Here is a 22,381-nt window from a genome sequence, read left to right on the forward strand (position 1 = left end):
TCTCTTTTTTAAGCTAATACCGAAAAATTAAATATATAATAACGAAATATAGAGGTGCTATCCCTCACCACTTACTCATATCTTTAAGAACTTTATCTCACAGTATGAATTATTTGTTGGTTTCTTATTTTCTTTAAAATAAATAGTTCTTTAACAGAATTTGGTTTTTTTTGAAAATTGCCAAGTAATATATATGATATTCCGTCGCTAGACGTTAACTTTATATTATTAACCAATTAATCACACAAAACAATGTCAAAAAAAGGAGTACTTGTAACGAGTATTGCGTTACTATTTAGTTTTATAATTTATTCGCAAAATAAAGCATATAAATCAGGAGAAATTTATACTCAAAATATCTATCAATATGGTAAAATGGAAGTTAGGATGCTTGCTGCGACTGGTAGCGGCGTAATCTCTAACTTTTTTACCTTTAAAGAAGGTTCTGAATTATCGACAACTTTTTGGGAAGAAATTGATATAGAGGTTTTTGGAAAAGATGGGGCGAATTCTTGGCAATCAAACTTAATTACAGGGCAAGGGAATTCTAATCTAACTAGGACAGAAGGAGTTCATCAGGAAAATGGACTTGGAGAGGAATATCATACCTATACTATAGAGTGGAAACCAGGTTCGGTTGTATGGTACGTAGATGGTGAGAAAATAAGAGAAGTTATTGGAGGTCAAGCAGAGCTTATGGATGATTTAACATCTCTTAGGTTTAATCTTTGGAACCCAAATATCCCGGGATGGGTTGGATCTTTTAATGAAAACATACTACCAGTACATATGTATGTCAATTGGATAAAGTTTTATGAATGGAATGGTAATTCATTTGATTCTTCTCCAAGCTTAGAGGATAACTTTGATAGTTTTGATAGTGATACATGGACCAAAGCAAATCATACTTTTGCAGAAAATATGGCCGACTTTATTCCAGAAAATGTTACAGCTCAAGATGGTTACTTAGTATTATCATTAACTAAGGATGGAGAAACGGGATATAACGGAAATCCACCAGTAGATGAAATAACTGATGTACATGACCCTATTGCACTAATTGAGGCATATCCAAGTTCTGGACAAGCACCACTTTCTGTTTCTTTTGATGCGTCTGATTCTTCTGACCCAGAAGGTGAACCTCTAACTTTTTCTTGGGATTTTGGAGATAATAGTTCCGGTACTGGGGCAACACCCACGCATGTTTATACTAGTAATGGTTTGTATACGGCTGTAGTTACCGTTACAAACACAAGTGGCGGAAGTGCTACTGCAGCAATAGATATAAATGTAAGTAATGCACCTATACACGATCCTGTTGCAATAGCCGAAGCATCTCTAAGTTCTGGACAAGCACCACTTTCTGTTTCTTTTGATGCATCTGATTCTTCTGATCCAGAAGGTGAAGCTTTAACTTTTTCTTGGGATTTTGGAGATAATAGTTCCGGTTCTGGAGTAGCTCCCACTCATGTTTATACTAGTGGAGGAATATATACAGCAGTTGTTACCGTTTCAAATACAAGCGGAGGAAGCGCTACTGCAGCAATAGAAATAAATGTAAGTAATGCGCCTATACATGATCCGGTTGCAATAGTAGAAGCATCTCTAAGCTCTGGGCAAGCACCGCTTTCTGTTTCTTTTGATGCGTCTGATTCTTCTGACCCAGAAGGGGAAGCCTTAGCTTTTTCTTGGGATTTTGGAGACAATAGTTATGGTTCTGGGACAACTCCAACTCATGTCTATACTAGTGGTGGTGTATATACAGTAGTTGTTACTGTTTCAAACACAAGTGGAGGCAGTGCAACTGCATCTGTAGTAATAGATGTTGAGAATGGTGATAACAACACAGATTGCTTATTTGATACACCAATATCAACTCCATTAGCAACTATCCATGGTTCTTATACAAATATTTATGTATTAGGATCAGGAGGCCCAGATTTGTCAAATGTGACGAATTTTGTAGTCAATTGGGATTTATATAATAATGGGTTATGGCAATTATCCTTTAATACTAATAATGGAATTCCTAATTGGTGGATGGATCTAAGATATTCATCTAGTCATACATTTGGGAGTACAGAGCCTTCTCTAACCTTTTCGGGGACAGGGATAACTGGGTTTGACGGAGCATATGATGTGAATATTGTAGGAGAAGATTTTGTAATGGTCTCTAAAACTGGAGATTTTTCAATTTATTTTTCTAAATCTTCTTCAGTACCAGAGTGCAGTAAATCTGCAGCTTTTAGTGTTTTTGAAGACGTTTTAAAGATTTCTCCAAATCCAAGTAGTACCCATTTTAAATTATCATTACCAGTAACATTATCAAAAAGTAATGTTACCGTGAAAATTTTTGATATTTCGGGAAAAAGAATTCAAAGTCTTGATCATGAATTCGGAAACAATGAATTGGTTTTTGGAAAAGAATTAAAAACAGGAGTATATGTTGGGCAAGTGTATGAAGATGGTTCACCAATTAAAAACTTTACCGTGATTAAAGAATAATTTTTAGAATAAAATAGATCTTAAAAGACATTGATTGAAAGAATTTTGATCAATGTCTTTTTTTATATCAAAAAGGTTGATTTTTTACTTAAAAAGAGATTCTTTAAGTAGTACTTTGGTCCCTACAGTACAAATAGAGGTTAGTTAAATTTCTTTTTTAATATGTTGTAGAATTGAGGCCAAATTAATTTTGTAATCAAACCATACGGTTTCTGTATCTTTTCGAAACCATGTAAGTTGTCTTTTGGCAAATCTTCTGGTATTTTTTTTGATTTCGGATATTGCCGTTTCTAAATCCCATTCACCATCCATATATTTGAAAATTTCCTTGTACCCAACAGTGTTTAATGCATTTAAGGATTTATAAGGATATAAGTTTTTTACTTCATCAATTAATCCTTCTTTAACCATGATCTCAACACGTTGATTAATTCTATCATAGATAATGGATCTTTCTGCTGTAATTCCAATTTTAATAGTTTTAAAGGTTCTTTGTTCTTTAGGTTTATTAAGAAAAGAAGAATAAGGCGCGCCACTTGCAATACAAACCTCTAGAGCTCTCATTACCCTATGTGTATTTTTTAAATCTATTTTTTGATAGTATATGGGGTCTAATTTTTTTAATTGTTCTTGTAAAGAGCTTATTCCTTTATTATTATATTCTTCTTGTAATTTCTCTCTAATTTTGGGATTAACTTCTGGAAAAGAATCCAAACCTTTAGTAACAGCATCAACATATAAACCAGAACCGCCAACAAGAATTACATAATCCTTGGTTTTGAATAATTCATTAATAGTCGAGATAGCTTCTTTTTCAAAATCACCAACAGTATATTCTTCTTCAATACTTTTATGCTGAATAAATAGGTGTTTGGCCTGTTCTAATTCATGGGGGTCTGGGGCTGCTGTACCAATACTCATTTCTTTGTAAAATTGTCTGCTATCAGCAGAAACAATCGTACAATTAAAATGGTTGGCTAACTGGATACTTAGACTTGTTTTTCCTATAGCTGTAGGTCCTATTACTACGATTAGATATTTATTCATTATGTAAGTCTTCTCCACACCTAAAGCAAAACTTCGCTCCATCGACGTGATTGTCGGTATTACAATTGCTACAGTGCTGGGTGTTAAGCGGAAGTTTTTCTTTGCTCTGTTGCGCAAATTCTGCACTGACGATACCTGTAGGAACCGCTATAATTCCGTATCCTAAAACCATAATTATTGAGGCTATGAACTGACCAAGCGGTGTTTCGGGTGATATATCACCATACCCTACAGTGGTTAGTGTTACAATGCACCAGTATACACTTTTGGGAATACTATTGAAACCATGTTCTGAACCTTCTATAAGATACATTACAGTTCCTAATACAATAGAAACTATTATTACTGCTAATAAAAAAACAGAAATTTTGACTCTACTAGCTTTTAGAGCTTTAACTAGATTATTTGATTCACCTATAAATCGAGCTAGTTTTAGAATTCTAAATACTCTAAGTAGCCTTAATGCTCTCAATGCCACTAGAGCATGTGTTCCTACAAATAGTACAGAAAGATATTTAGGAATGGTAGAGAGTAAATCAATAATCCCGAAGAAACTAAATATATATTTTCGGGGTTTATTAATAGCAATTATCCTTAAAAAGTATTCGATAGTGAATACAATAGTAATAATCCACTCTAGTATATTGAATAAAGAGGCATATTTATCATTAATAAATGAAACACTTTCTAGCATTACTAAAATAATACTTGCCAGTATCATTATTAAAATGATTACATCAAATGATTTTCCTGCGGGCGTATCGGCCTCATATATGATTTCGTGTAATTTGTTTTTCCAGTTTCTATGTGAAGTTTTTCTGTTCAAGGCTTGATGTTTTAAATAAAAGTACTAAAAACTAACTTATTTTCTTTATTGTAATAAGTGAGTCATTTTCAACCTCTAATATTAGTTCAAAAAACTTTTTAAGAATGGGGTAGTATTCTGTAGGGTAATAAGCCGAATTAAATATCACTCTATGCATAATTGTTAATCTTTGGCCATTTTGCTGATAACTGGTATCTACCCTGCCTAATTTGTTAGGGATACTGTGCCCAGAATTTTTTGGAAGGTCAATAAAAGTATAATCTTCAGGTAATTCTAAAGAAATCATATAAGTATAAGAGTCTTTATATCCAAAATCTATTGGATAGGTTCTTTGGTCAAGTTTAAAAGGGTTTTCTTCAAAGAATTTTCTCGTAAATGGTTGAATATACACAATACCATCTAGTTCAGAAACATCTGTAGTAAAATCAAATTCTAGTCTTAGTGGTTTATCATTTTCTTCCAAATTTTCAATTTTCACCTTATTTATCAAGACTTGTGAGTTTTTATTTTTTATGTTATTTAAAAACTCTTCTTTGCCTAGCTGTTCAATTTTTTTTCTATTAAAATGAGCATGATATTCTGAAAAAACATGTGAAGCTTTACCTTCTAATTTTAACTCAGGGTTAAATGAAAGCTCTTCTTTAAAAAAATGAGAAGAGTGTTTTTTTGGGTGTATGTCTATCCATGAACTCCCATTGTTAAAATCGAGTAGCCGGCCATATTGATTAAGGCATCTAAAAGGAACTTGTCCAAAAGCTAATGTGCTTTCTGTGGCATCAAGCAAATATGAATTCTTTTCTAAAGAGAGTTGTACTATAAGATAATTAAAATCTGAAATTACTGGATATAATTTCGTAGCATACCCATTTGATCTAGTAGATAATAATACTGAATGAACATTAAATCCTTGTTGTTTCAATACGTTATGAAGTAGTATGTTTAAACTCCCTGTATCCCCAGTTTTTTCTTTAAGGATGTCATTAATGCTAGTGTCTTTAAAAATTTTATTTTTGTTATTCCATTTATAATGTTTCGTGATGTAGTAGTATATTGCTTTTGCCTTTGTAATATCATTAGACATTGATTGTATGGTAAGAGGAAGCACATTTTTTACAGCCGTTATTTTTTTTAATTGTCCTCCGATATTGGGATCTTGTTTTAGATCTTTATCTACGAAATGCCAGGATTTAGTGTGTTTTGTGATAGAGCCATCAAAATATCTAATTTCTGCTAATTCATATTCAATTCTAGAAAAGTAATTCTGTTTTGCGGTCATATGCTTCTCTTCCTTAAAAGCAGGAATATTTTTCATAGCGTATATATTGTGTGAGCATTCTGATTTTCCGCCAACTCCACCGGCAATAGTTAGGCAATCTTTAATAATTTCTGAAGTATTAAGATCTAATTTTAGTGGTCCGTTTAATTTCGAATGATAGATGTAGTTTCCTGGTATATCAGCTATATATTCACTATACATTTTTGGGATATCATCCTGAAAATCCCACCCATTGAATTTGAATATGAAAGGGGATTCTATTTGATATTTGTATGTTATAACTGAACCTGATTTTAGATTAGGAAATGTAAATTTTATAAGAGTATAGTTTTCACTATACTCTTCTTTATAGATATTCTCTTTATTAATTTTGGTACTTACGATACTGCCATTTTCGAGATTGTGTGTATAAGCAATCAGATTACTAAATTCTTCTTTTTTGTTTTTATTTTTATATAGTAAAATTTCTACTGTCGCTTTATTAAATCCTTTTTGGTTACATATTTTTATTTTGGCTTCGTAATCTGTTAAAATATTATATTTTTTACCGTTTTCTACTCTGCTATAGCCTTTTTCGTATATGAAGAAAGCATTTGCAATACTATCTTTTTCATATAAAGTGTTCTCTAGGTCAGAGATACTAACTACGGTATTAGTAGTATTATATAAAGTTTTTTGTGCGGTTGTGAGTAGGGGAGTAACAACTAATAAAATTAATAGAAGTAATCTTTTATTCATTATTTTGTAATTTGATCATCTTTATATTTTTATGAGTACGTGTATAGCTTTGAATAATATGTCTAGCGTCTCTATTATCACTCATAGGTGTAATTATTGTTCGTAAGATATCTATGTTTTGTATTTGGTGATTTAAATTAAAATACCCCATTCCCTTAAATTGTCCGTCTTCTATTAGAATAACACTTTTCTCATCAATACTTCTTCCTTTATCAACAAGAATCATGTTTTGATTTTGAAAATTGTTTTTGGTGATTAGTTGTTGGACACGGGAATTATATTCATACACAGTTTCATTTTGTATACAGGCTCCCAGGCATTGTTTGATTGAGTAATTAAAACAATTACTTTTACTGCTATCGAGTCCCATCAACTTTTGGCATAGTTGATATTCTTCGGTCCATCGATGCATAAAAGCTTTTGCTTGTTGTCTATTGGCAAATGTGGTTATGGTTTTTTTGCGATTATCGGCTTTGTCAACTTTTAAATTAATATATCCGTTTTCATCCGTAAACTGGTATAAAGCTTGGTTAAACCTCGTTTTACGTAATGCTCTATTATATTTAGGTTTATTACGTTTTATTTCTTCACTTTCTTTGAGGAGGGCCAAAAGCTCACTTCCAGTAATTTCATAGGTAACACTAACTATTTCTTCTTGAATTTTTTTTGATTTTCTATTGTCATTGGTAAAATGTTGATTCAATCGTTTTTTGATGTTTTTACTTTTACCTATATAAATAATTGTACCATCTTCTCTGTGCATGTAATAAATTCCTGTTGCTGATGGCGCTACCTCAATTAGATTAAGTAATTTATTGTCAATTTGACGTTTTGGTGTATTTCTAACCGTTTCTGTTATTATATTTTTGTCAATGTCTTTTGTTAGGAGTAATTGAAAAAGTTTTACCGTTGCCATTGCGTCACCATTGGCGCGATGCCTGTCAGAGAGGGGTATGCCCAGTCCACGTACTAATTTGCCTAGGCTATATGATTGTTGGTCAGGAATTAATTTTTTTGAAAGCTCGACAGTACAAAGAGATTGTCTTTCGAATTCAAACCCTAATCTTGAAAATTCTGTTCGTAATATTCTGTAATCAAAACTAGCATTATGAGCAACAATAATACAATCTGTGGTGATCTCAACAATTCTTTTGGCGACCTCATAAAATTTTGGAGCATTACGCAGCATATTACTATTGATTCCTGTAAGATTAACCACAAAAGGTTGTATAGGTTTTTCTGGATTAACAAGACTTATAAATTGATCAATAACTGTGTGTCCGTCAAACTTATATATCGCAATTTCTGTAATTCCTTCTTCATTATATTTTCCTCCAGTAGTTTCTATATCTATAATTGCGTACATATTAATTCGTGCTCAGTATTTTTAGGGAGGTTAGTTTTATTTTTTTGTTTTTATATTCAAATTAGAATTCTAATGGTAAGTTATGAATAATTTCTTACTCCAAAGATAGAACTTCCTATTCTAACCATAGTACTACCGCTATCAATCGCTATTTCATAATCCCCGCTCATTCCTATAGACAAGGTCGTAAGTTGGGGGTGTTTGGGTTTAAGCTCTTCGAAGAGCTTAGCTATTTTTGCAAATTCATTTTTTATTTGTTGTTTGTTATCAGTGAATGTAGCCATACCCATCAATCCTTGAATGTGTACATTCGTTAATTCCTTAACTTCTTCTGAAGTTAATATTGTCTTAGCTTCCTGTTCATTCAAACCAAATTTACTTTCTTCACTTGCAATTTTAATTTGCAATAGGCAGTTGATGGTTCTGTTGTGTTTTTTTGCCTGTTTGTTTATTTCTTTCAATAATTTAAGGCTATCGACGGCATGAACAAGAGAAACAAAGGAAGCCATGTATTTTACTTTATTCGTTTGTACATGTCCTATCATATGCCAAGAAATGTCTTTTGGCATTGCTTCCCATTTTTCTGCCATTTCTTGGATCTTATTTTCACCAAAAATGCGTTGCCCTGCATTATAGGCAATCATCAAGTCGCTAATGGGTTTTGTTTTTGATACAGCTACCAAGGTGACTTCCTGAGGAACTGATTGGGTTATTTTGAGAAGGTTTTCTTTTATAGAATTCATATATGAACAAAGATATTCAATACTTTTTCTTAATTAAAAAATTATATGGATTAAGCATCATTAAATAGGTCTTTTTTGTTTTTAATAAATTATCAGACAAAACATAATATGGTATAAAACAATTGCAGAGCCTATATGTTTTTTTCATTACTCTAGCGAAGTTAGGCTAAAATTAATAATATTTCTATGTTTATTATACTTCTCAGTTGCACAAAGAAATTTTGATATAATGATTGACTCATTTTAGCTTATCATAGGTGTTGTTTAATGGTTTTTTAAAATTCGTAAATGGTAATGCCACTTCTCAGTTTTGGTTCTATGTATGTGCTTTTTGGGGGCATCGTCAATCCTTGATCTGCTATTTTTTTAATTTGATCTACCGATGCAGGAAATAGTCCAAAACCAACTTCGAATTCTTTAGTATCTACCCTGTTTTTTATAGAAAGAGCATCACTTTTACCGTGAGAATATTCTATTCGGCTATCTGTTCGCAAATCTTCTATATTTAGAATAGGTTTTAGAACAGTTTTATAAAGAATTTGGGCATCTAACTCTTCTAATGCATCTGTAAATTGATATGCTGTTTTCCTTAGATATAGAGAATAAAATTCACCGGCCAAATACATACTAAAATGATGTGATTTTGATGGTTTATATATTTCGGTGCCTCTGTTTTCTATTCTGAACCATTGGTCTAAACGAATTAAGAATTCTTCTTTTGATAATCCATTCAAGTCCTTCACTAATCTATTAAATTCATAGATTTTTAAATTAGATTCAGGTATTAGATAAGACATAAAAAAGTTATAAGCTTCGTTTCCCTTATGTTTTGAATGTGTGTTTTTTAAGTCTTGAGTAAGCAAAGAAGAGGAAGCCGAGCGATGGTGGCCATCGGCAATGTATATTGTTTTTATGGTTTCGAAAGCTTCTTGTAACTGTAAAACTGATTTTTGTTCTTCTATTTTCCAGAGATAATGTGTATCCCTGTTTGTGGTTGTAAATTCGTATTCGGGTCTTTTTTCTATGTTTTTAGAAATAATCTCTGAGATCACTTCATTGTCGGGATATGTTAAGAGAACAGGTTCAGCATTAAATTTTACTGTTTTAAGGTACTCTTTAAAAGTGTTTTCGCGATATCGAAGGGTGTCTTCGTGTTTTTTTATAGTGTTGTTTTTATAATCTTCGGTGCTTGCGGCTGCTATAATTCCGCAAAATGATTCTTGTTCACGATTTATGATTTTATAAATATAGTAGCAAGGGTTTTCATCTTGTTTTAAAACCAAATCTTCCTTAAACTCAAGATATCTATTTCGCACCATAGCATAGCGGTCTTCTCCCGATATTTCTTTTTGGTATTTATACCCTGGGTTTACGATATGTAAAAAAGAAAAAGGATTATATTCCATTCTCGAATTCCGTTCATCATCGGTATAGCTTTGATATGATCTTGAAGCTACCAAATGCACTTTATCTCTTACAGGTCTAACAGCTCTGAAGGGAATAATTTTTGTCATAGATCAATTTTTGTTTATAAATTCAGTAGGATCTATATATCCTTTACTATCAATAGAATATCCGTTTCCAATTTCCATAAAGATATTGTCTCTAACTTCGAAATGCAAATGCGCCCAGTAGATACCTCCTACGTTTCCTATAGTTCCTATTTGTACTCCTTTTTTTACAAAATCTCCCTTTTCTATTAGTAGTGAATCACAATGTGCATAAATAGATTCGTAATATTTGTCCTTAAACCTATGTATTATTCTAATGACATTACCCCATCCTCCTCCAATAGTATCTGAAAAGGAAACATACCCATTAGCAATAGCGTAAATGGGATCTCCTAAATCTGTGTTACCTCCTCCTACACCATTCCAGTCATCCCCTAAATGATTGTTTTCTAAAAATTTTTGCGCATTATAATATCCTTTTCCATCAGGTTTCCCTATTGGGTAGTCGAAGTCAAAAGAAATATATTGAGGATTTTCTTTAAAAAGTAGATCATATTCTTGATACGGATCCTGAACAGAAGCTGTCTGTTTTGTACTCGCAGTTTCTGTTATATTTGCTAATGGAGTTGCTTGTTCATTCTTGCATGAGAATGAAAACAAAAGTATGATGATACAAAAGAAATTATTCATAGATGGTCAAAGCGCATCATTGGTCATTTTTGGCTAAATTGATTTGCTACTTTTTCTGCTTTTTTGTTTTCTGAATAATTATAAAACCCTTCTCCACTTTTTACACCTAGTTTACCAGCCCTTACCATATTGACCAATAAGGGGCAGGGTGCATATTTAGGGTTTTTAAAACCATCGTACATCACATTAAGAATAGAAAGGCAAACATCTAATCCTATAAAATCTGCTAATTGTAATGGCCCCATAGGATGTGCCATGCCTAATTTCATTACCGTATCAATTTCGGATACCCCTGCGACACCATTATACAGTGTTTCTATAGATTCATTAATCATGGGCATCAAGATTCTATTGGCAACAAATCCAGGGTAGTCATTTACCTCTACAGGAATTTTACCTAATTTCTTAGATAACTCCATAATTGTAGTTGTTACTTCATCAGAGGTATTATATCCTCGAATAATTTCTACTAATTTCATTATGGGTACTGGATTCATAAAATGCATCCCAATGACCATTTCGGGGCGATCTGTAACCGCTCCTATTTGAGTAATAGAGATAGACGATGTATTCGAAGCTAAAATAGTATCATTAGGACAGGCATCATTTAGTGTTTTAAATATAGAAAGTTTTAGATCTATATTTTCGGTTGCAGCCTCTACAACAAGCCCAGCATATTCTACACCTTCTTTAATACTTGTATAGGTTGATATATTATTTAGTGTATTTATTTTATCCGTCTCAGAAATCTTCTCTTTTACGATCATTCTGTCAAGGTTCTTAGTAATGGTTGCTATACCATTTGTAAGGGCTTGTTTAGAAATATCTATAAGTTGAACCTTAAACCCATTTTGTGCAAATGTATGGGCAATACCGTTCCCCATAGTTCCTGCTCCAATTACTGCAATGTTTTTCATAAGAATTTAATGTTTTGAATGATAAATAAATGAATAAAAGACTATTGCTTTAAGAAAAAGGTTATTCGTTAAAACAGTCAATAATTTGCAAAGCTACTTCTAGTGCTTTTTTTCCTTGTTCTAGTGAAACAATAGGCTTACTATTATTTTTAATGGCATTTGCAAATGTATCTAATTCATCAAGTATTGCGTTATTAGAAGGTACATTGGGGTTATCAAAGTAGATTTGTTTTTTCTTACCCTCTGCATTTTGCAATATCATAGCAAAATCATCAGGTTTTTCTGGGGCATCTTTCATTTTAACTACTTCACATTTTTTTTCAAAAAAGTCTACAGAAATGTAAGCATCTCTTTGAAAAAATCTGGACTTGCGCATATTTTTTAATGAAATTCTACTTGCAGTTAGGTTTGCTACACAACCATTTTCGAATTCGATTCTTGCATTTGCAATATCTGGTGTTTCACTAATAACAGAAACACCACTTGCACTAATATGCTTTACAGGAGAATGCACTACACTTAATATGGCATCTATGTCATGAATCATAAGATCTAGAACAACAGGTACATCGGTGCCTCTAGGGTTAAATTCGGCCAATCTATGTGCCTCAATAAACATAGGATTGTCGATATTATCGGCAACTGCTTTATAAGCAGGATTGAATCGCTCAACATGACCAACTTGTCCTTTTACATTATATCGATTTGCTAATTCAATTAATTCTTGTGCTTCTGCTACTGTGTTGGTAATTGGTTTTTCTATGAAAACATGTTTACCAGCTATTATAGCTTGTTTAGCTACTTCAAAATGAGCAAAAGTAGGAGTTACAATATCTACTACATCAACAGCCTCTATTAATGATTCTACAGAGTCAAATAAGGTATATCCAAACTCTTTTGATATGGACTCAGCCTGACTTTTACTGGCGTCAAAGAAACCAACAAGGTTATAATTTTCTGATTGTTCTAGAAGACGCAAATGGATTTTACCAAGGTGTCCTGCACCAAGTACTCCAGCTTTGAGCATAATTTATGATTTTAGACAAAAATAGTATTATTTATAAATTAAGAATCTTAATTATATCAAAAAAGGATTTTTTTCCTATTTGACTTGATCAACCCTTTATATAGAGCATGAAATGTAATATTTCATAGCTTAATTGATATTACCACCAAAATAGTTGTTTAATCTTAAAAATGTTTATGTAATTTTATCCCACTAAATAACCCTTAGAATAGTGAAAGATACCATTAGACATGCCGGAAAGAGAAAACACCTAGTTGATGTTTTAATTGAGAAAGGAATTAAAAATAAAGGAGTATTATTAGCTATAGAAAAGATACCCAGGCATTTGTTTATGGATTCTAGTTTTGAGGATCATGCTTATCAAGATAAGGCTTTTCCTATTGCTGCCGATCAAACAATTTCTCAACCGTATACCGTAGCTTTTCAAAGTGAATTACTGGATGTCAAAAGGGGAGATAAAGTTTTAGAGATTGGTACGGGATCAGGATATCAGACAGCTGTATTATGCGAGTTGGGAGCCAAAGTATATAGTATCGAAAGACAAAAAGAGCTTTTTAAAAGGACAAAACTTTTTTTATCTAAATTGGGCTATAGACCAAAACATTTATCCTTTGGTGATGGTTATAAGGGGTTAACAGAGCATGCTCCGTATAACTCTATTATTGTTACGGCAGGTGCCCCATATGTGCCTAAACCCTTATTGAGTCAATTGCAGATTAATGGTAGGTTGGTAATTCCTGTTGGAGAAGATGTTCAAATTATGACACTTTTTATTCGCAAAAGCGAAACACAGTTCGAAAAACATGAATTCGGAGAGTTCAGGTTTGTACCTTTACTCGAGAATAAGAATTAAGCTATAAAGTAAGAAAGCTTTATTTGTAATTTTTTTTAATTCGATCAAGAGTTCGTTTATTATCCCGATCTTTTATTGTCTCACGTTTATCATACATTTTTTTACCTTTTGCTAGTACAATATTAAGTTTTGCAAGGCCATTCTCATTTATAAATAAACGGGTTGGAATAATTGTCAGACCTGAGTTTTTTACTTCCTTTTCTAATTTTTTTAATTCTTTCTTGTTAAGAAGTAGCTTGCGTTCACTTTTGGGACTATGATTAAAATAGGTAGCATGAGAATATTCTTCTATATGCATGTTGATGACAAATAATTCATTGTTGCTAAACTCACAAAAGCTTTCTGCTATATTAGCTTTCCCTTCTCTAATTGCCTTTATCTCGGTTCCGACTAATTTTATTCCAGCGGTATATTTATCTAGGAATTCATATTCGAACTTTGCTTTGCGATTTTGTATGTTGATTTTATTTTGATTCATCCTTATGTACTAGAAATACTTTTGTAAAAGATCACAAAAATACAAAGCTTTCTCGAAAGAAAGCTTGAAAAGACTCTGTATTGCAACGAATACTTATAATTCTAACAATTGTATAGTAGAAATTTTGTTACTCTCACTAAGTTGTAGTTCAATTATCAGAGTTGTTTTTTCAAACTCGGCATTGTATGTATTCACTCCCTCGGCTGTTTCAACAAAACTAATAGTCTTTAAGATACCAAATTGCTCAAAACAACCATTTACAAATCTTGATACTCCTTCTTTGGTCATTGCTTCTTGCATTTCTGTCGTATATAAATCAAAAACAGCATCTACATTTTGAACATTAAAATTTTCTTGAAATGATTTTATAGCATTTTGATATGCAGCGGTATCCTGAGCAAATGAAGATTGTGATATAATAAAAAATACAAATAATGCTATGTATCTCATACTCTTGTAATTTGGGGGTTATTATGTATGCAAAATAATTATCTTTTTTTGAATTTTGAGGAAAAAACAAAAAAAATATTACCAAAAACGTGTCGTTTGATTAAAAAAAACATGGCGATCATGTTTTATAAACTCGTATTTATATTAATACTTATCGTATTTTTATATAAGTTTGATTTAGTCTGTTACTACCTTGTTATGAAACTACTTTCTTATTTGTTTTTAGGCCTCTTGTTTAATACGTGTATCGTGTCGTCTCAATTTTCGGCTAATGAAATTGTAACAAAGACTATTCGTAATGCGGGAGGAGAACTATATACTACTGCCGTGGTATACTTTTCTTTCCGGAACACCCAATATCGAAGTAAAAGACAAAGTGGTTTATATAGATTAGAACGATTTAAAACCAGTCCTGAAGGAGTTATTCATGACGTGGTTAGTAATTCGGGATTGGTGCGTACTATTGATAATTGTATTATACCTGTTGCAGATACCTTGATAACAAAAATAAGTGATGGTGTAAATTCAGTACATTATTTTGCAAATTTGCCATATGGCTTAGATGCCCCTGCAGTTCGAAAAGAATTAGTAGGAGAGTCTATATTAAAAGGAGAAAAGTATTTAAAAATAAGAGTCACTTTTACTAAAGAAGGAGGAGGTACGGATTTTGAAGATGAATTTTTGTATTGGATCCACAAGGAAGATTTTACGATAGATTACTTAGCTTATAAGTATTCTGTAAATGGTGGAGGAATTCGATTTAGAGAGGCCTACAATGTTAGATATGTTAACGGAATTCGGTTTGTTGATTATAGGAACTATAAGGCTGATGTTTTAACAACACCTTTGTCTTCGCTTGATACATTATTTGAGAATAAAAAATTAAAGCTACTCTCTAAAATAGAATTAAAGGATCTTTATGTGCATATTTTATAAGGGAAAACCTTTTGTAAAATTATACAGTATACAGCATTAAAAAACAGCTCAGAGTTAGAGTGTTAAGTATATTATTCTAGCATTCCCATTTGCCAAACAACTATAATCATGCAAAGTATGGCAATAATAAAAAAACCTAAATAAATGTAAGAGCTCCTCTTTTTGTTTGAAGAGCCTAAACCACCAGAAGATCTCATACAATCAGGTTAATAAAGTTACGTGTTATTATATGACTTTATTGCGAACGAAATGTTACACTTTTTGAGGTTTTAATTGCAAAATTCTTTCCTCAAACCCAGATACAGGTATCGGTAGAACGATATTTTCAAAAAGTTGCATGAGTTGTGCGTTATGATTACATCTACTTTGTTTACGTAAATTAAAATGTACAAAAGTGCTCCACATTACTGCCTTGAGTTCAGTTTTAGAGGCATTCCACATTCTAATTTCTACATGCAATTGATTTTCGGTAAACTTTATGAGTTGAGAGTCGATCACTACATTTTCCATCAGAAGTGCAGGGCGTAAATAGGCAATTTGATTTGAACCTACCACCCAACTGATACCTTCCAGTTTTGCCATTGCATAAATATTAAGATTATAGTGTTCTTCTATTTGATCTTCGCGAGCATTAATCATATAGTTAAGATAAGCAGCATTATTAAGATGATTAAAAGGGTCACAATCTTGAAATCTTATTTTTGTTTTACTTTCTATTACTTTTAATAGTTTCATTTTCTAGTATTTTATGTCAATATACCAATTGGTATATTTTGGGTTAAAAAAATTAATATTTTAGTTCGTTATTAATCATAGTCTCAATCTGATCCATAGTAGTCATTAGATAACTTGTATCCTCCATAGTGTGTGTCATAAAAATAGCCCCCATAATCATTGCATATAGTTTTTTTGCGTAAATGACAGGATCAATTTTTGGGTCTATTTCATTTAGTTTTTGTCCGTTTACAATAATTTTGGATAAGTTACTTTTTATTTTCTTAATTGTGTATTTAACATGCTCAAATAAGATTGGGTTTTGATGTTTAGCATCGACTCCCATATTGAGAATAGGGCACCCACCTAGATCTTGACTATAATCATAATAGTTGCGATAAAAGTCTGTAATGAGAAGTAGCTTTTTAATAGGAGAATCGCTCTTGGACTGGTGATTGGTAATTCTTCGGAGCATATTTTTTACAGTGGTATTAAACGTTGCAATGGCAAGCTCTTCCTTGTTTCTGAAATTTCCATAAATGGCACCTTTGGTAAGTCCGGTAGCCTTAGTAATATCACTTAAACTAGTTGCAGCGAATCCATTTTTATTAAAAATGGGTGCTACAACTGAGATAATAAACTCTGTAGTCTGTTCTGCTTTTGTATGCATAATAAAACAAAAAATAGGCATGGTTAAACTCCAACTAAGGAATTGTTTTATGGTAAATATATTAAAAATATACCAAACGGTATTTTTTTAATAGAGTTTTATGTATTTAAAAAGTATGATTCATTTTGTTTATTGAGAAGTGCTTTTGCTGATCACTAAGAAACCACTATTAGATTAAACATGCATAATGCCTAGTGTATTTTATTTCTAAAAACCACTGATTGTACTGTATATAATATCTTGAGGTTCTTTTTTGGTAATACTTTTTGGTAGGCTTGTAGGACCTTTTATTTTGGTTTTTTGAAAGTACAATAGTGCATTAAATTTTTTAAGTATCCTATCTAGCTGTCCACTTTTTATTCTTTGGCTTTTTATAGAGCGTGAATTAGTTTTTTCGGGGGCATCACTTCTATTTTCAAAACAATCAAATACATAGTTAATAACAGTGTCATCTTTAAGATAAAGGTACTCATCATACGTTACGGTTACATTTATAAGCTCCCCAATATTTATCAGTGTGTTTTTTTTGTAATCCTGAAACCTTATTTTGTGGGATGCATGAAGTAGAAACAGTTTATTATTCCATACATAGAATTCATCTCGATACTTTATATGATCAAGGATATATGTGTGCACAATGTGCTTTAATTCGCTACTATTATAATAAAAGGTGAGATCTCCTTTTTCTATAGGATCTTGGCAAGGGTAGTCTGTATGGTATTGTCGTAGTGTATTTGTATCTATCAATTCACGTATTAAGTGATACTTATTAGTCATATCAGATAGGGTCTCTTTTCTGTTCTGACCCAGAGAGACAAATGAGATAAAAAGCAATACAGGTATGGCGATCGATTTCATTCAGTATACAATATACTCAAAAACTTCCTTTTAAACCTCATGTTAAGTAAGGTAATTATTCTTTTTTTTACGGTAAAACCATAATTACTTGTAATTACGATTACGTTTATTAGTTTTTCTGAGGATAATGGGGGTAGAAAATTATATTTTGAAACCTAATTTTATATGCTAAATATATTCCCTACCACTATATTAATCATTTTTAGAAGAAAATATATTAAAAACTAGTTTAAATATATTTTCTTTTTCTTTTCTGTACCTACTTGAATATTTTTTGTAGGATTTTACCTTCTTTGTGTTGTAGTCGAAACCTTTGTTTTGGGGTGTTAAAAAAAGACTAATGAAATCAAAACAATTAAGGTTAAGTGTTAATAAATATCAAATTAGACCCCGTACTTTAACTTTTAATGTGTAAAATATGAATGATTTTGCTTTTAGATATATATGTTATTAAGCATTTAGTAAGCACAATTTAACTTTTTTTTTGGTAGGATAACGAATAGTGTAGTGCTTCAAAAATATCATTCATTAATGATCGTTATACGTAAATGATTAAAGGTTTTTTATTTTCTAATTCACTGCTTATTAAGAAGGTATAAAGATCTTTGAGATTTTACTTTTAAAACCAATAAACCTAATTACTGTGAACACAACACTATGTTTGTGGGTATCATTATTCCTATGTTTGATATCCACTAGCGCTCTGTGCCAAGGTACCCTTTTATTAGAGGTAGATGGCGGAGGCGGTACAACCATTTGTAGAGGAAAAACAATTCAGATTAATGCAATTGCTAGCCCTACTGACCAATACACGAGATACAATTGGCGAAATGCAACAACTGGGCAATTTATAAAAGATGTAGGAGGGGATCCGGGTGCCTACCATATTTTTGATCAGGAGTTTATCATTGATCAAACCAGTACAATAGAGGTAAGAGTCACTGGAAATGGTATAAGTATTACCAGGACCATACAGATTATTATAGAAAACCCTCCTAATCCAGGAACTCAAGGAGAATTATCCCTTTGTAATCTTACAGGAACTGTAGATTTACACGATAGGTTGCAAAACAATCCAGATTTAGGTGGTACTTGGGATCCCCCTCTGTCAAATGGTGATAGAGGTACATTCACAATCGGTACTGATAGTCCTGGGGAGTATAGGTATATTGTTAGTTCTACGGCCAACTGCGCGGGGAGCGAATCTTTGGTGATAGTAAAAGAATGCCTAGATGATGATTATGATGATGATGGTGTTCCAAACGATAGGGATCTCGATGATGACAATGATGGGATTTTGGATAGTGTAGAAATAGGAGGTTGTAGTTCTGCGGACTTAACCGAAGCAAGACCAGCTGTTGATATAGATTTTGGCACTGGTTCGGGGTACACAACTGACTCTAATGTTTTAGGACATACGCATACCACTTCAGAAGTGTTAGATGGTTTTTATAATGTGGGTACTTCTCTCGAGTTGTATAACAATCCAAACGCGGGTTATCAGGTCTATTTTAATGCTACAAACCAGAACCCTACGCCACATGTAGACGGAAGTGGAGATATTGACGGAAAATTCTTATGTATTAACGTTAAAAATGGTTTTGAAGATGAGATCCTTTATAAAGTAGAAAATATCCCAATGATTACTGGCGAAAATTATAACTTTAGAATTGATTTAGTCGGTTTATGTGTTACATGTAGTAACATTCCGATGCTCGAAATTGAAGTTATTGATCAAAATGCACCAGCCGGGTCACCACCTTTTATTTTTGAAACTTCTACGGGATTAGGAGTAACAAATGATGATGTATGGCGTACACTATTACTCAATTTTACAGCCACGACTACCACTTTTTTAACTTTGAATATTCGTAATCAGTCACCTGGTGGTGATGGTAATGATATTGGGATTGATAATATTCGTTTTGCTTCTTTAAAATGTGATTTCGATAGAGACGAAATTCCAAATGACTCAGATCTGGATAGTGATAATGATGGAATATATGATATCGTTGAGGCAGGTTTTGGTAATCTTGATGCGAATGGAGATGGAATTGTTGATGGCGGGGTAGATGGCAATGGAGTTCCTATTGCTGCCTCAGGAGGACTTACCCCAATAGAAACTACGGGAGGTGTGCCTGATTATTTGAACTTAGATAGTGATGCCGATGGTTGTAGTGATGCCAATGAGGCATATTCTGATATGAATGCTGATGGAGGAGATACGGGAGTTTATGGTATTGATCCAATTAACTTTGCAGATATTGTAGACGAAAAAGGTTTGGTGAAAGCAGCATTATATACGAAACCAGTTGATAGCGATACAGATGGTACTATGGATTATGCTCAGGCCAGTGGACCAGATGTTAATAACAACAGTATTCCTGATGCTTGTGAGAATTTACAGGATCATGATGAAGATGGAGTTTATGATTCGATTGACTTAGATGATGATAATGATGGTATACTTGATAGTGTAGAGTGTCCAGAGGGAGAATCTGGTGTAATTTCGGGTGGAGGTCTAGATACAAGTGGAGGCTATAACCAAACAGTTGAGGTAGGTAGTAATAAGGTTACTATTTATTCTGATCCTACATTCTATGCTTTTTATGTACCTACGAATGATCCCGAGGGGTTTGGTTTTCAGTCTATTTCCGCACGGGATTATTCAATTTTTTCAAGTTTAGATTTTGAAACCCCCATTCAGGATTTATCATTCGCTATTAGAGATATTGATGGATTCGAAAATATTAAAATTGAGGTATATGATAAAGATGATGCCCTGATGGCAAGTGATCCATCATGGTTTAGTTTGGGAGCAGATATTACATTTGATGCCGCAGCATCAGAATTTAGTTCATCAGGGAGCGACGATGGTTTATTAGATCATCCAGATATTAGGGTGTATGTTTTAATTCCAGAATTTGTTGGGAAAATTGTTATTTATTATAAAACCGCAGGAGGTGGTACTATTGGACATTCGGCTATTAGTTTCTACAAGAGAGATTCTGACCTTGACGGGATTTTAGATTGTTTTGATCTAGATAGTGACAATGATGGAATTTATGATGTAGTTGAGTCGGGAGGTGTACCTAGTACCGCATTAGGTCAAGAAGGGAGAGCACATGATAACGATAATAACTTTGATAATACAGGGAGTAACGGGATTCCGACAAGTGCAGGTTCAGGAAACACTCCTATTGACTCTAATAGTGATTCAAAATATGACTATATCACCTTAGATAGTGATAGTGATGGTTGTAGCGATGCTAATGAAGCGTATAATGACCCTAACGCTGATGGAGGAGATACGGGAGTTTATGGAGTAGATGTCGTTGACGCTTCTACGATTACAGATGATAATGGTGTGTTAATAGCAGCAGCATATACTGCACCTGTTGATTCTGATACAAATGGTACCGATGATTATCAACAGGTAGGTGGACCAGATAGTGATAATGATGGTATTCCTGATGCTTGTGATGAGATAGAGGATATTGAAGATAACGATGAAGATGGGTATCCTGATGATGTTGACTTAGATGATGATAATGATGGTATTTTAGACACAGATGAAGAAAATTGTGGAACTGTAGCTCCTTGTGATTTTGATTTTGATACAATTCGTAACGCATTTGATTTGGATAGTGATAATGATGGTATTTATGATTTGGTTGAGGTGAATCATGGCAGTTTAGATTCTGATAATGATGGAATGATTGATGGGAATGTAGATAGTAATGGAGTCCCTGTTGCGGCTTCGGGTGGTTTGACGGTCATAAATACGGATAGCGATGGTTTACCAGATTTTTTAGATATTGATGCAGATGCTGATGGTATTCAGGACAATATAGAGGGGCAATTAACAGTAGGCTATACTCTGCCAAGTGGCAATGATACCGATGCGAATGGAGTAGATGATGCATATCAGGGAGTGAATGCAATTGATCCCGTAGATACAGATGGAGATACAACAGCAGATTATATAGATACGAATGCAGATGATGATTGTCTCAATGATATTATAGAAGGATACGATTTGGATGAAAATGGTATAGAGGATACTATGCCAGCAAATTCTGATATAGATAATGACGGTCTCGATGATTCTTATGATAAAACAATACTAAGCACGACCACTATTTATACTAACGCTACAGATGGTGGTGAATTAGCGACAGATTTTCCAGATAATCATAACGCAGGTAATGATGTAGATTTTAGGGAAGAATATAAAGAAGCTTTTGAAGAGATTGAAACTGAGTTTTGTGATAATGATTCAGATACTACCAATTTATTTGATTTACTTGTTGACACCATAGAAACAAATGGTACCTGGAGCGGTCCCAGCACACTTACCGGTGGGAATTTAGGAACTTTTGATCCTAGTACAAATACCAGTGGGCTGTACATATATTCTCTTCCTGCTCTTGGGTCTTGTCCAGTAGCTAAAGCTGAAGTGACTGTAACAGTAATACTTAGTCCTATAGCTGGTGTCGATTCAGACATCGATTTATGTTCAGATAGTGCTTCTGTAAATTTATTTGATAGTTTAGGAACTACGGCTGCTAGTGGTGGAAGTTGGACTGATCCCATCGGAAATCCATTTGGTAGTACTGATCAAGGCGTTTTTGATCCATCTACAGATACTTTTGGAGTATATACCTATACCGTTGGTACCGCTACCTGTAATGCAAGTGCTACAGTCGAGGTAATAGAAGGCACAAGTGCGAATTCTGGATTAGATGCTAGTGTTACGTTTTGTTCTACTGATACTTCGGTAAACTTATTTGATAGCTTGGGTGGCACTCCAGATGCTGGCGGAAGTTGGACAGA

General features: G+C 33.1%; 17 protein-coding genes and 1 pseudogene. 4 read left to right on the forward strand and 14 right to left on the reverse strand.

Annotation, left to right across the window (positions count from 1 at the left end):
• Positions 1–252: 252 nt before the first annotated feature.
• Entirely contained in the window at positions 253–2,505 is a 2,253-nt protein-coding gene (locus tag DZ60_RS24225) for a PKD domain-containing protein (protein WP_025742123.1), read from the forward strand.
• Positions 2,506–2,649: 144 nt separating this feature from the next.
• On the opposite strand, the gene miaA is transcribed toward DZ60_RS24225, so the two are convergent.
• From miaA to DZ60_RS0111045, 9 genes are all read right to left on the reverse strand, one after another.
• Positions 2,650–3,552 carry a tRNA (adenosine(37)-N6)-dimethylallyltransferase MiaA gene (gene miaA / locus DZ60_RS0111005; protein WP_034229461.1) on the reverse strand — a complete coding sequence of 301 codons (903 nt, stop codon included), beginning with the start codon at positions 3,550–3,552 and terminating at the stop codon, positions 2,650–2,652.
• The gene (locus DZ60_RS0111010; RefSeq protein WP_025742125.1) at positions 3,545–4,378 is read right to left on the reverse strand and encodes an ion transporter; all 834 of its coding nucleotides are present in this window, start codon (positions 4,376–4,378) and stop codon (positions 3,545–3,547) included. Before DZ60_RS0111010 ends, miaA begins: the two co-directional genes overlap by 8 nt.
• Before the next feature lie 31 nt (positions 4,379–4,409).
• The gene (locus DZ60_RS0111015) at positions 4,410–6,392 is read right to left on the reverse strand and encodes a DUF3857 domain-containing protein (protein WP_025742126.1); all 1,983 of its coding nucleotides are present in this window, start codon (positions 6,390–6,392) and stop codon (positions 4,410–4,412) included.
• Positions 6,385–7,758, reverse strand: a complete 1,374-nt coding sequence (locus DZ60_RS0111020) for an exonuclease domain-containing protein (protein WP_025742127.1) — start codon at positions 7,756–7,758, stop codon at positions 6,385–6,387. The genes DZ60_RS0111015 and DZ60_RS0111020 overlap by 8 nt, the downstream gene beginning before the upstream one ends.
• 80 nt (positions 7,759–7,838) lie before the next feature.
• Complete coding sequence (locus DZ60_RS0111025; protein ID WP_025742128.1) at positions 7,839–8,501, reverse strand: YggS family pyridoxal phosphate-dependent enzyme; 663 nt, start codon at positions 8,499–8,501, stop codon at positions 7,839–7,841.
• 275 nt (positions 8,502–8,776) lie between these two features.
• Positions 8,777–10,015: a DUF1015 domain-containing protein gene (locus DZ60_RS0111030; protein ID WP_025742129.1), complete on the reverse strand. Its 1,239-nt coding sequence runs from the start codon at positions 10,013–10,015 to the stop codon at positions 8,777–8,779.
• 3 nt (positions 10,016–10,018) lie between these two features.
• Positions 10,019–10,642 carry a M23 family metallopeptidase gene (locus tag DZ60_RS22940; protein WP_034229463.1) on the reverse strand — a complete coding sequence of 208 codons (624 nt, stop codon included), beginning with the start codon at positions 10,640–10,642 and terminating at the stop codon, positions 10,019–10,021.
• Between the two features lie 23 nt (positions 10,643–10,665).
• A complete protein-coding gene (locus DZ60_RS0111040; RefSeq protein ID WP_025742130.1) occupies positions 10,666–11,559 on the reverse strand; it encodes a 3-hydroxyacyl-CoA dehydrogenase family protein in 894 nt (297 codons plus the stop codon).
• Positions 11,560–11,620: 61 nt separating this feature from the next.
• Positions 11,621–12,586, reverse strand: coding sequence for a Gfo/Idh/MocA family protein (locus DZ60_RS0111045; protein ID WP_025742131.1), 966 nt, complete (start codon positions 12,584–12,586; stop codon positions 11,621–11,623).
• 211 nt (positions 12,587–12,797) lie between these two features.
• Between DZ60_RS0111045 and DZ60_RS0111050 the strand changes: the two genes are divergently transcribed.
• Entirely contained in the window at positions 12,798–13,439 is a 642-nt protein-coding gene (locus DZ60_RS0111050; RefSeq protein ID WP_025742132.1) for a protein-L-isoaspartate(D-aspartate) O-methyltransferase, read from the forward strand.
• A gap of 19 nt (positions 13,440–13,458) precedes the next feature.
• Here DZ60_RS0111050 and smpB read toward each other — a convergent pair whose 3' ends face one another.
• Positions 13,459–13,917, reverse strand: coding sequence for an SsrA-binding protein SmpB (gene smpB / locus DZ60_RS0111055; RefSeq protein ID WP_025742133.1), 459 nt, complete (start codon positions 13,915–13,917; stop codon positions 13,459–13,461).
• Positions 13,918–14,010: 93 nt separating this feature from the next.
• Positions 14,011–14,367, reverse strand: coding sequence for a DUF3887 domain-containing protein (locus DZ60_RS0111060; RefSeq protein WP_025742134.1), 357 nt, complete (start codon positions 14,365–14,367; stop codon positions 14,011–14,013).
• A gap of 249 nt (positions 14,368–14,616) precedes the next feature.
• Here DZ60_RS0111060 and DZ60_RS0111065 point away from each other — a divergent pair, with 249 nt between their 5' ends.
• Positions 14,617–15,303, forward strand: coding sequence for a DUF6503 family protein (locus DZ60_RS0111065; RefSeq protein WP_152537414.1), 687 nt, complete (start codon positions 14,617–14,619; stop codon positions 15,301–15,303).
• A gap of 252 nt (positions 15,304–15,555) precedes the next feature.
• On the opposite strand, the gene DZ60_RS0111070 is transcribed toward DZ60_RS0111065, so the two are convergent.
• The 3 genes from DZ60_RS0111070 to DZ60_RS0111080 all read right to left on the reverse strand — a co-directional run bounded on the left by DZ60_RS0111070 (position 15,556) and on the right by DZ60_RS0111080 (position 17,545).
• Positions 15,556–16,038, reverse strand: coding sequence for an acyl-CoA thioesterase (locus tag DZ60_RS0111070; RefSeq protein WP_025742136.1), 483 nt, complete (start codon positions 16,036–16,038; stop codon positions 15,556–15,558).
• Positions 16,039–16,090: 52 nt separating this feature from the next.
• Complete coding sequence (locus DZ60_RS0111075; protein WP_025742137.1) at positions 16,091–16,687, reverse strand: TetR/AcrR family transcriptional regulator; 597 nt, start codon at positions 16,685–16,687, stop codon at positions 16,091–16,093.
• A 207-nt stretch (positions 16,688–16,894) separates the two neighbouring features.
• Complete coding sequence (locus DZ60_RS0111080; RefSeq protein WP_025742138.1) at positions 16,895–17,545, reverse strand: hypothetical protein; 651 nt, start codon at positions 17,543–17,545, stop codon at positions 16,895–16,897.
• A gap of 643 nt (positions 17,546–18,188) precedes the next feature.
• On the opposite strand from DZ60_RS0111080, the pseudogene DZ60_RS22945 reads away from it, so the two are divergent.
• Positions 18,189–22,381: pseudogene (locus DZ60_RS22945) on the forward strand (hypothetical protein); the annotation flags it as partial.

The sequence above is a fragment of the Aquimarina pacifica genome (assembly GCF_000520955.1).
Taxonomy (GTDB): Bacteria; Bacteroidota; Bacteroidia; order Flavobacteriales; family Flavobacteriaceae; genus Aquimarina; species Aquimarina pacifica.

Coding starts and splice junctions, on each gene's coding strand:
- DZ60_RS24225 (WP_025742123.1), top strand. CDS start 253: ATGTCAAAAAAAGGAGTACTTGTAACGAGTATTGCGTTACTATTTAGT.
- miaA (WP_034229461.1), bottom strand. CDS start 3,552: ATGAATAAATATCTAATCGTAGTAATAGGACCTACAGCTATAGGAAAA.
- DZ60_RS0111015 (WP_025742126.1), bottom strand. CDS start 6,392: ATGAATAAAAGATTACTTCTATTAATTTTATTAGTTGTTACTCCCCTA.
- DZ60_RS0111020 (WP_025742127.1), bottom strand. CDS start 7,758: ATGTACGCAATTATAGATATAGAAACTACTGGAGGAAAATATAATGAA.
- DZ60_RS0111025 (WP_025742128.1), bottom strand. CDS start 8,501: ATGAATTCTATAAAAGAAAACCTTCTCAAAATAACCCAATCAGTTCCT.
- DZ60_RS0111030 (WP_025742129.1), bottom strand. CDS start 10,015: ATGACAAAAATTATTCCCTTCAGAGCTGTTAGACCTGTAAGAGATAAA.
- DZ60_RS22940 (WP_034229463.1), bottom strand. CDS start 10,642: ATGAATAATTTCTTTTGTATCATCATACTTTTGTTTTCATTCTCATGC.
- DZ60_RS0111040 (WP_025742130.1), bottom strand. CDS start 11,559: ATGAAAAACATTGCAGTAATTGGAGCAGGAACTATGGGGAACGGTATT.
- DZ60_RS0111045 (WP_025742131.1), bottom strand. CDS start 12,586: ATGCTCAAAGCTGGAGTACTTGGTGCAGGACACCTTGGTAAAATCCAT.
- smpB (WP_025742133.1), bottom strand. CDS start 13,917: ATGAATCAAAATAAAATCAACATACAAAATCGCAAAGCAAAGTTCGAA.
- DZ60_RS0111060 (WP_025742134.1), bottom strand. CDS start 14,367: ATGAGATACATAGCATTATTTGTATTTTTTATTATATCACAATCTTCA.
- DZ60_RS0111070 (WP_025742136.1), bottom strand. CDS start 16,038: ATGAAACTATTAAAAGTAATAGAAAGTAAAACAAAAATAAGATTTCAA.
- DZ60_RS0111075 (WP_025742137.1), bottom strand. CDS start 16,687: ATGCATACAAAAGCAGAACAGACTACAGAGTTTATTATCTCAGTTGTA.
- DZ60_RS0111080 (WP_025742138.1), bottom strand. CDS start 17,545: ATGAAATCGATCGCCATACCTGTATTGCTTTTTATCTCATTTGTCTCT.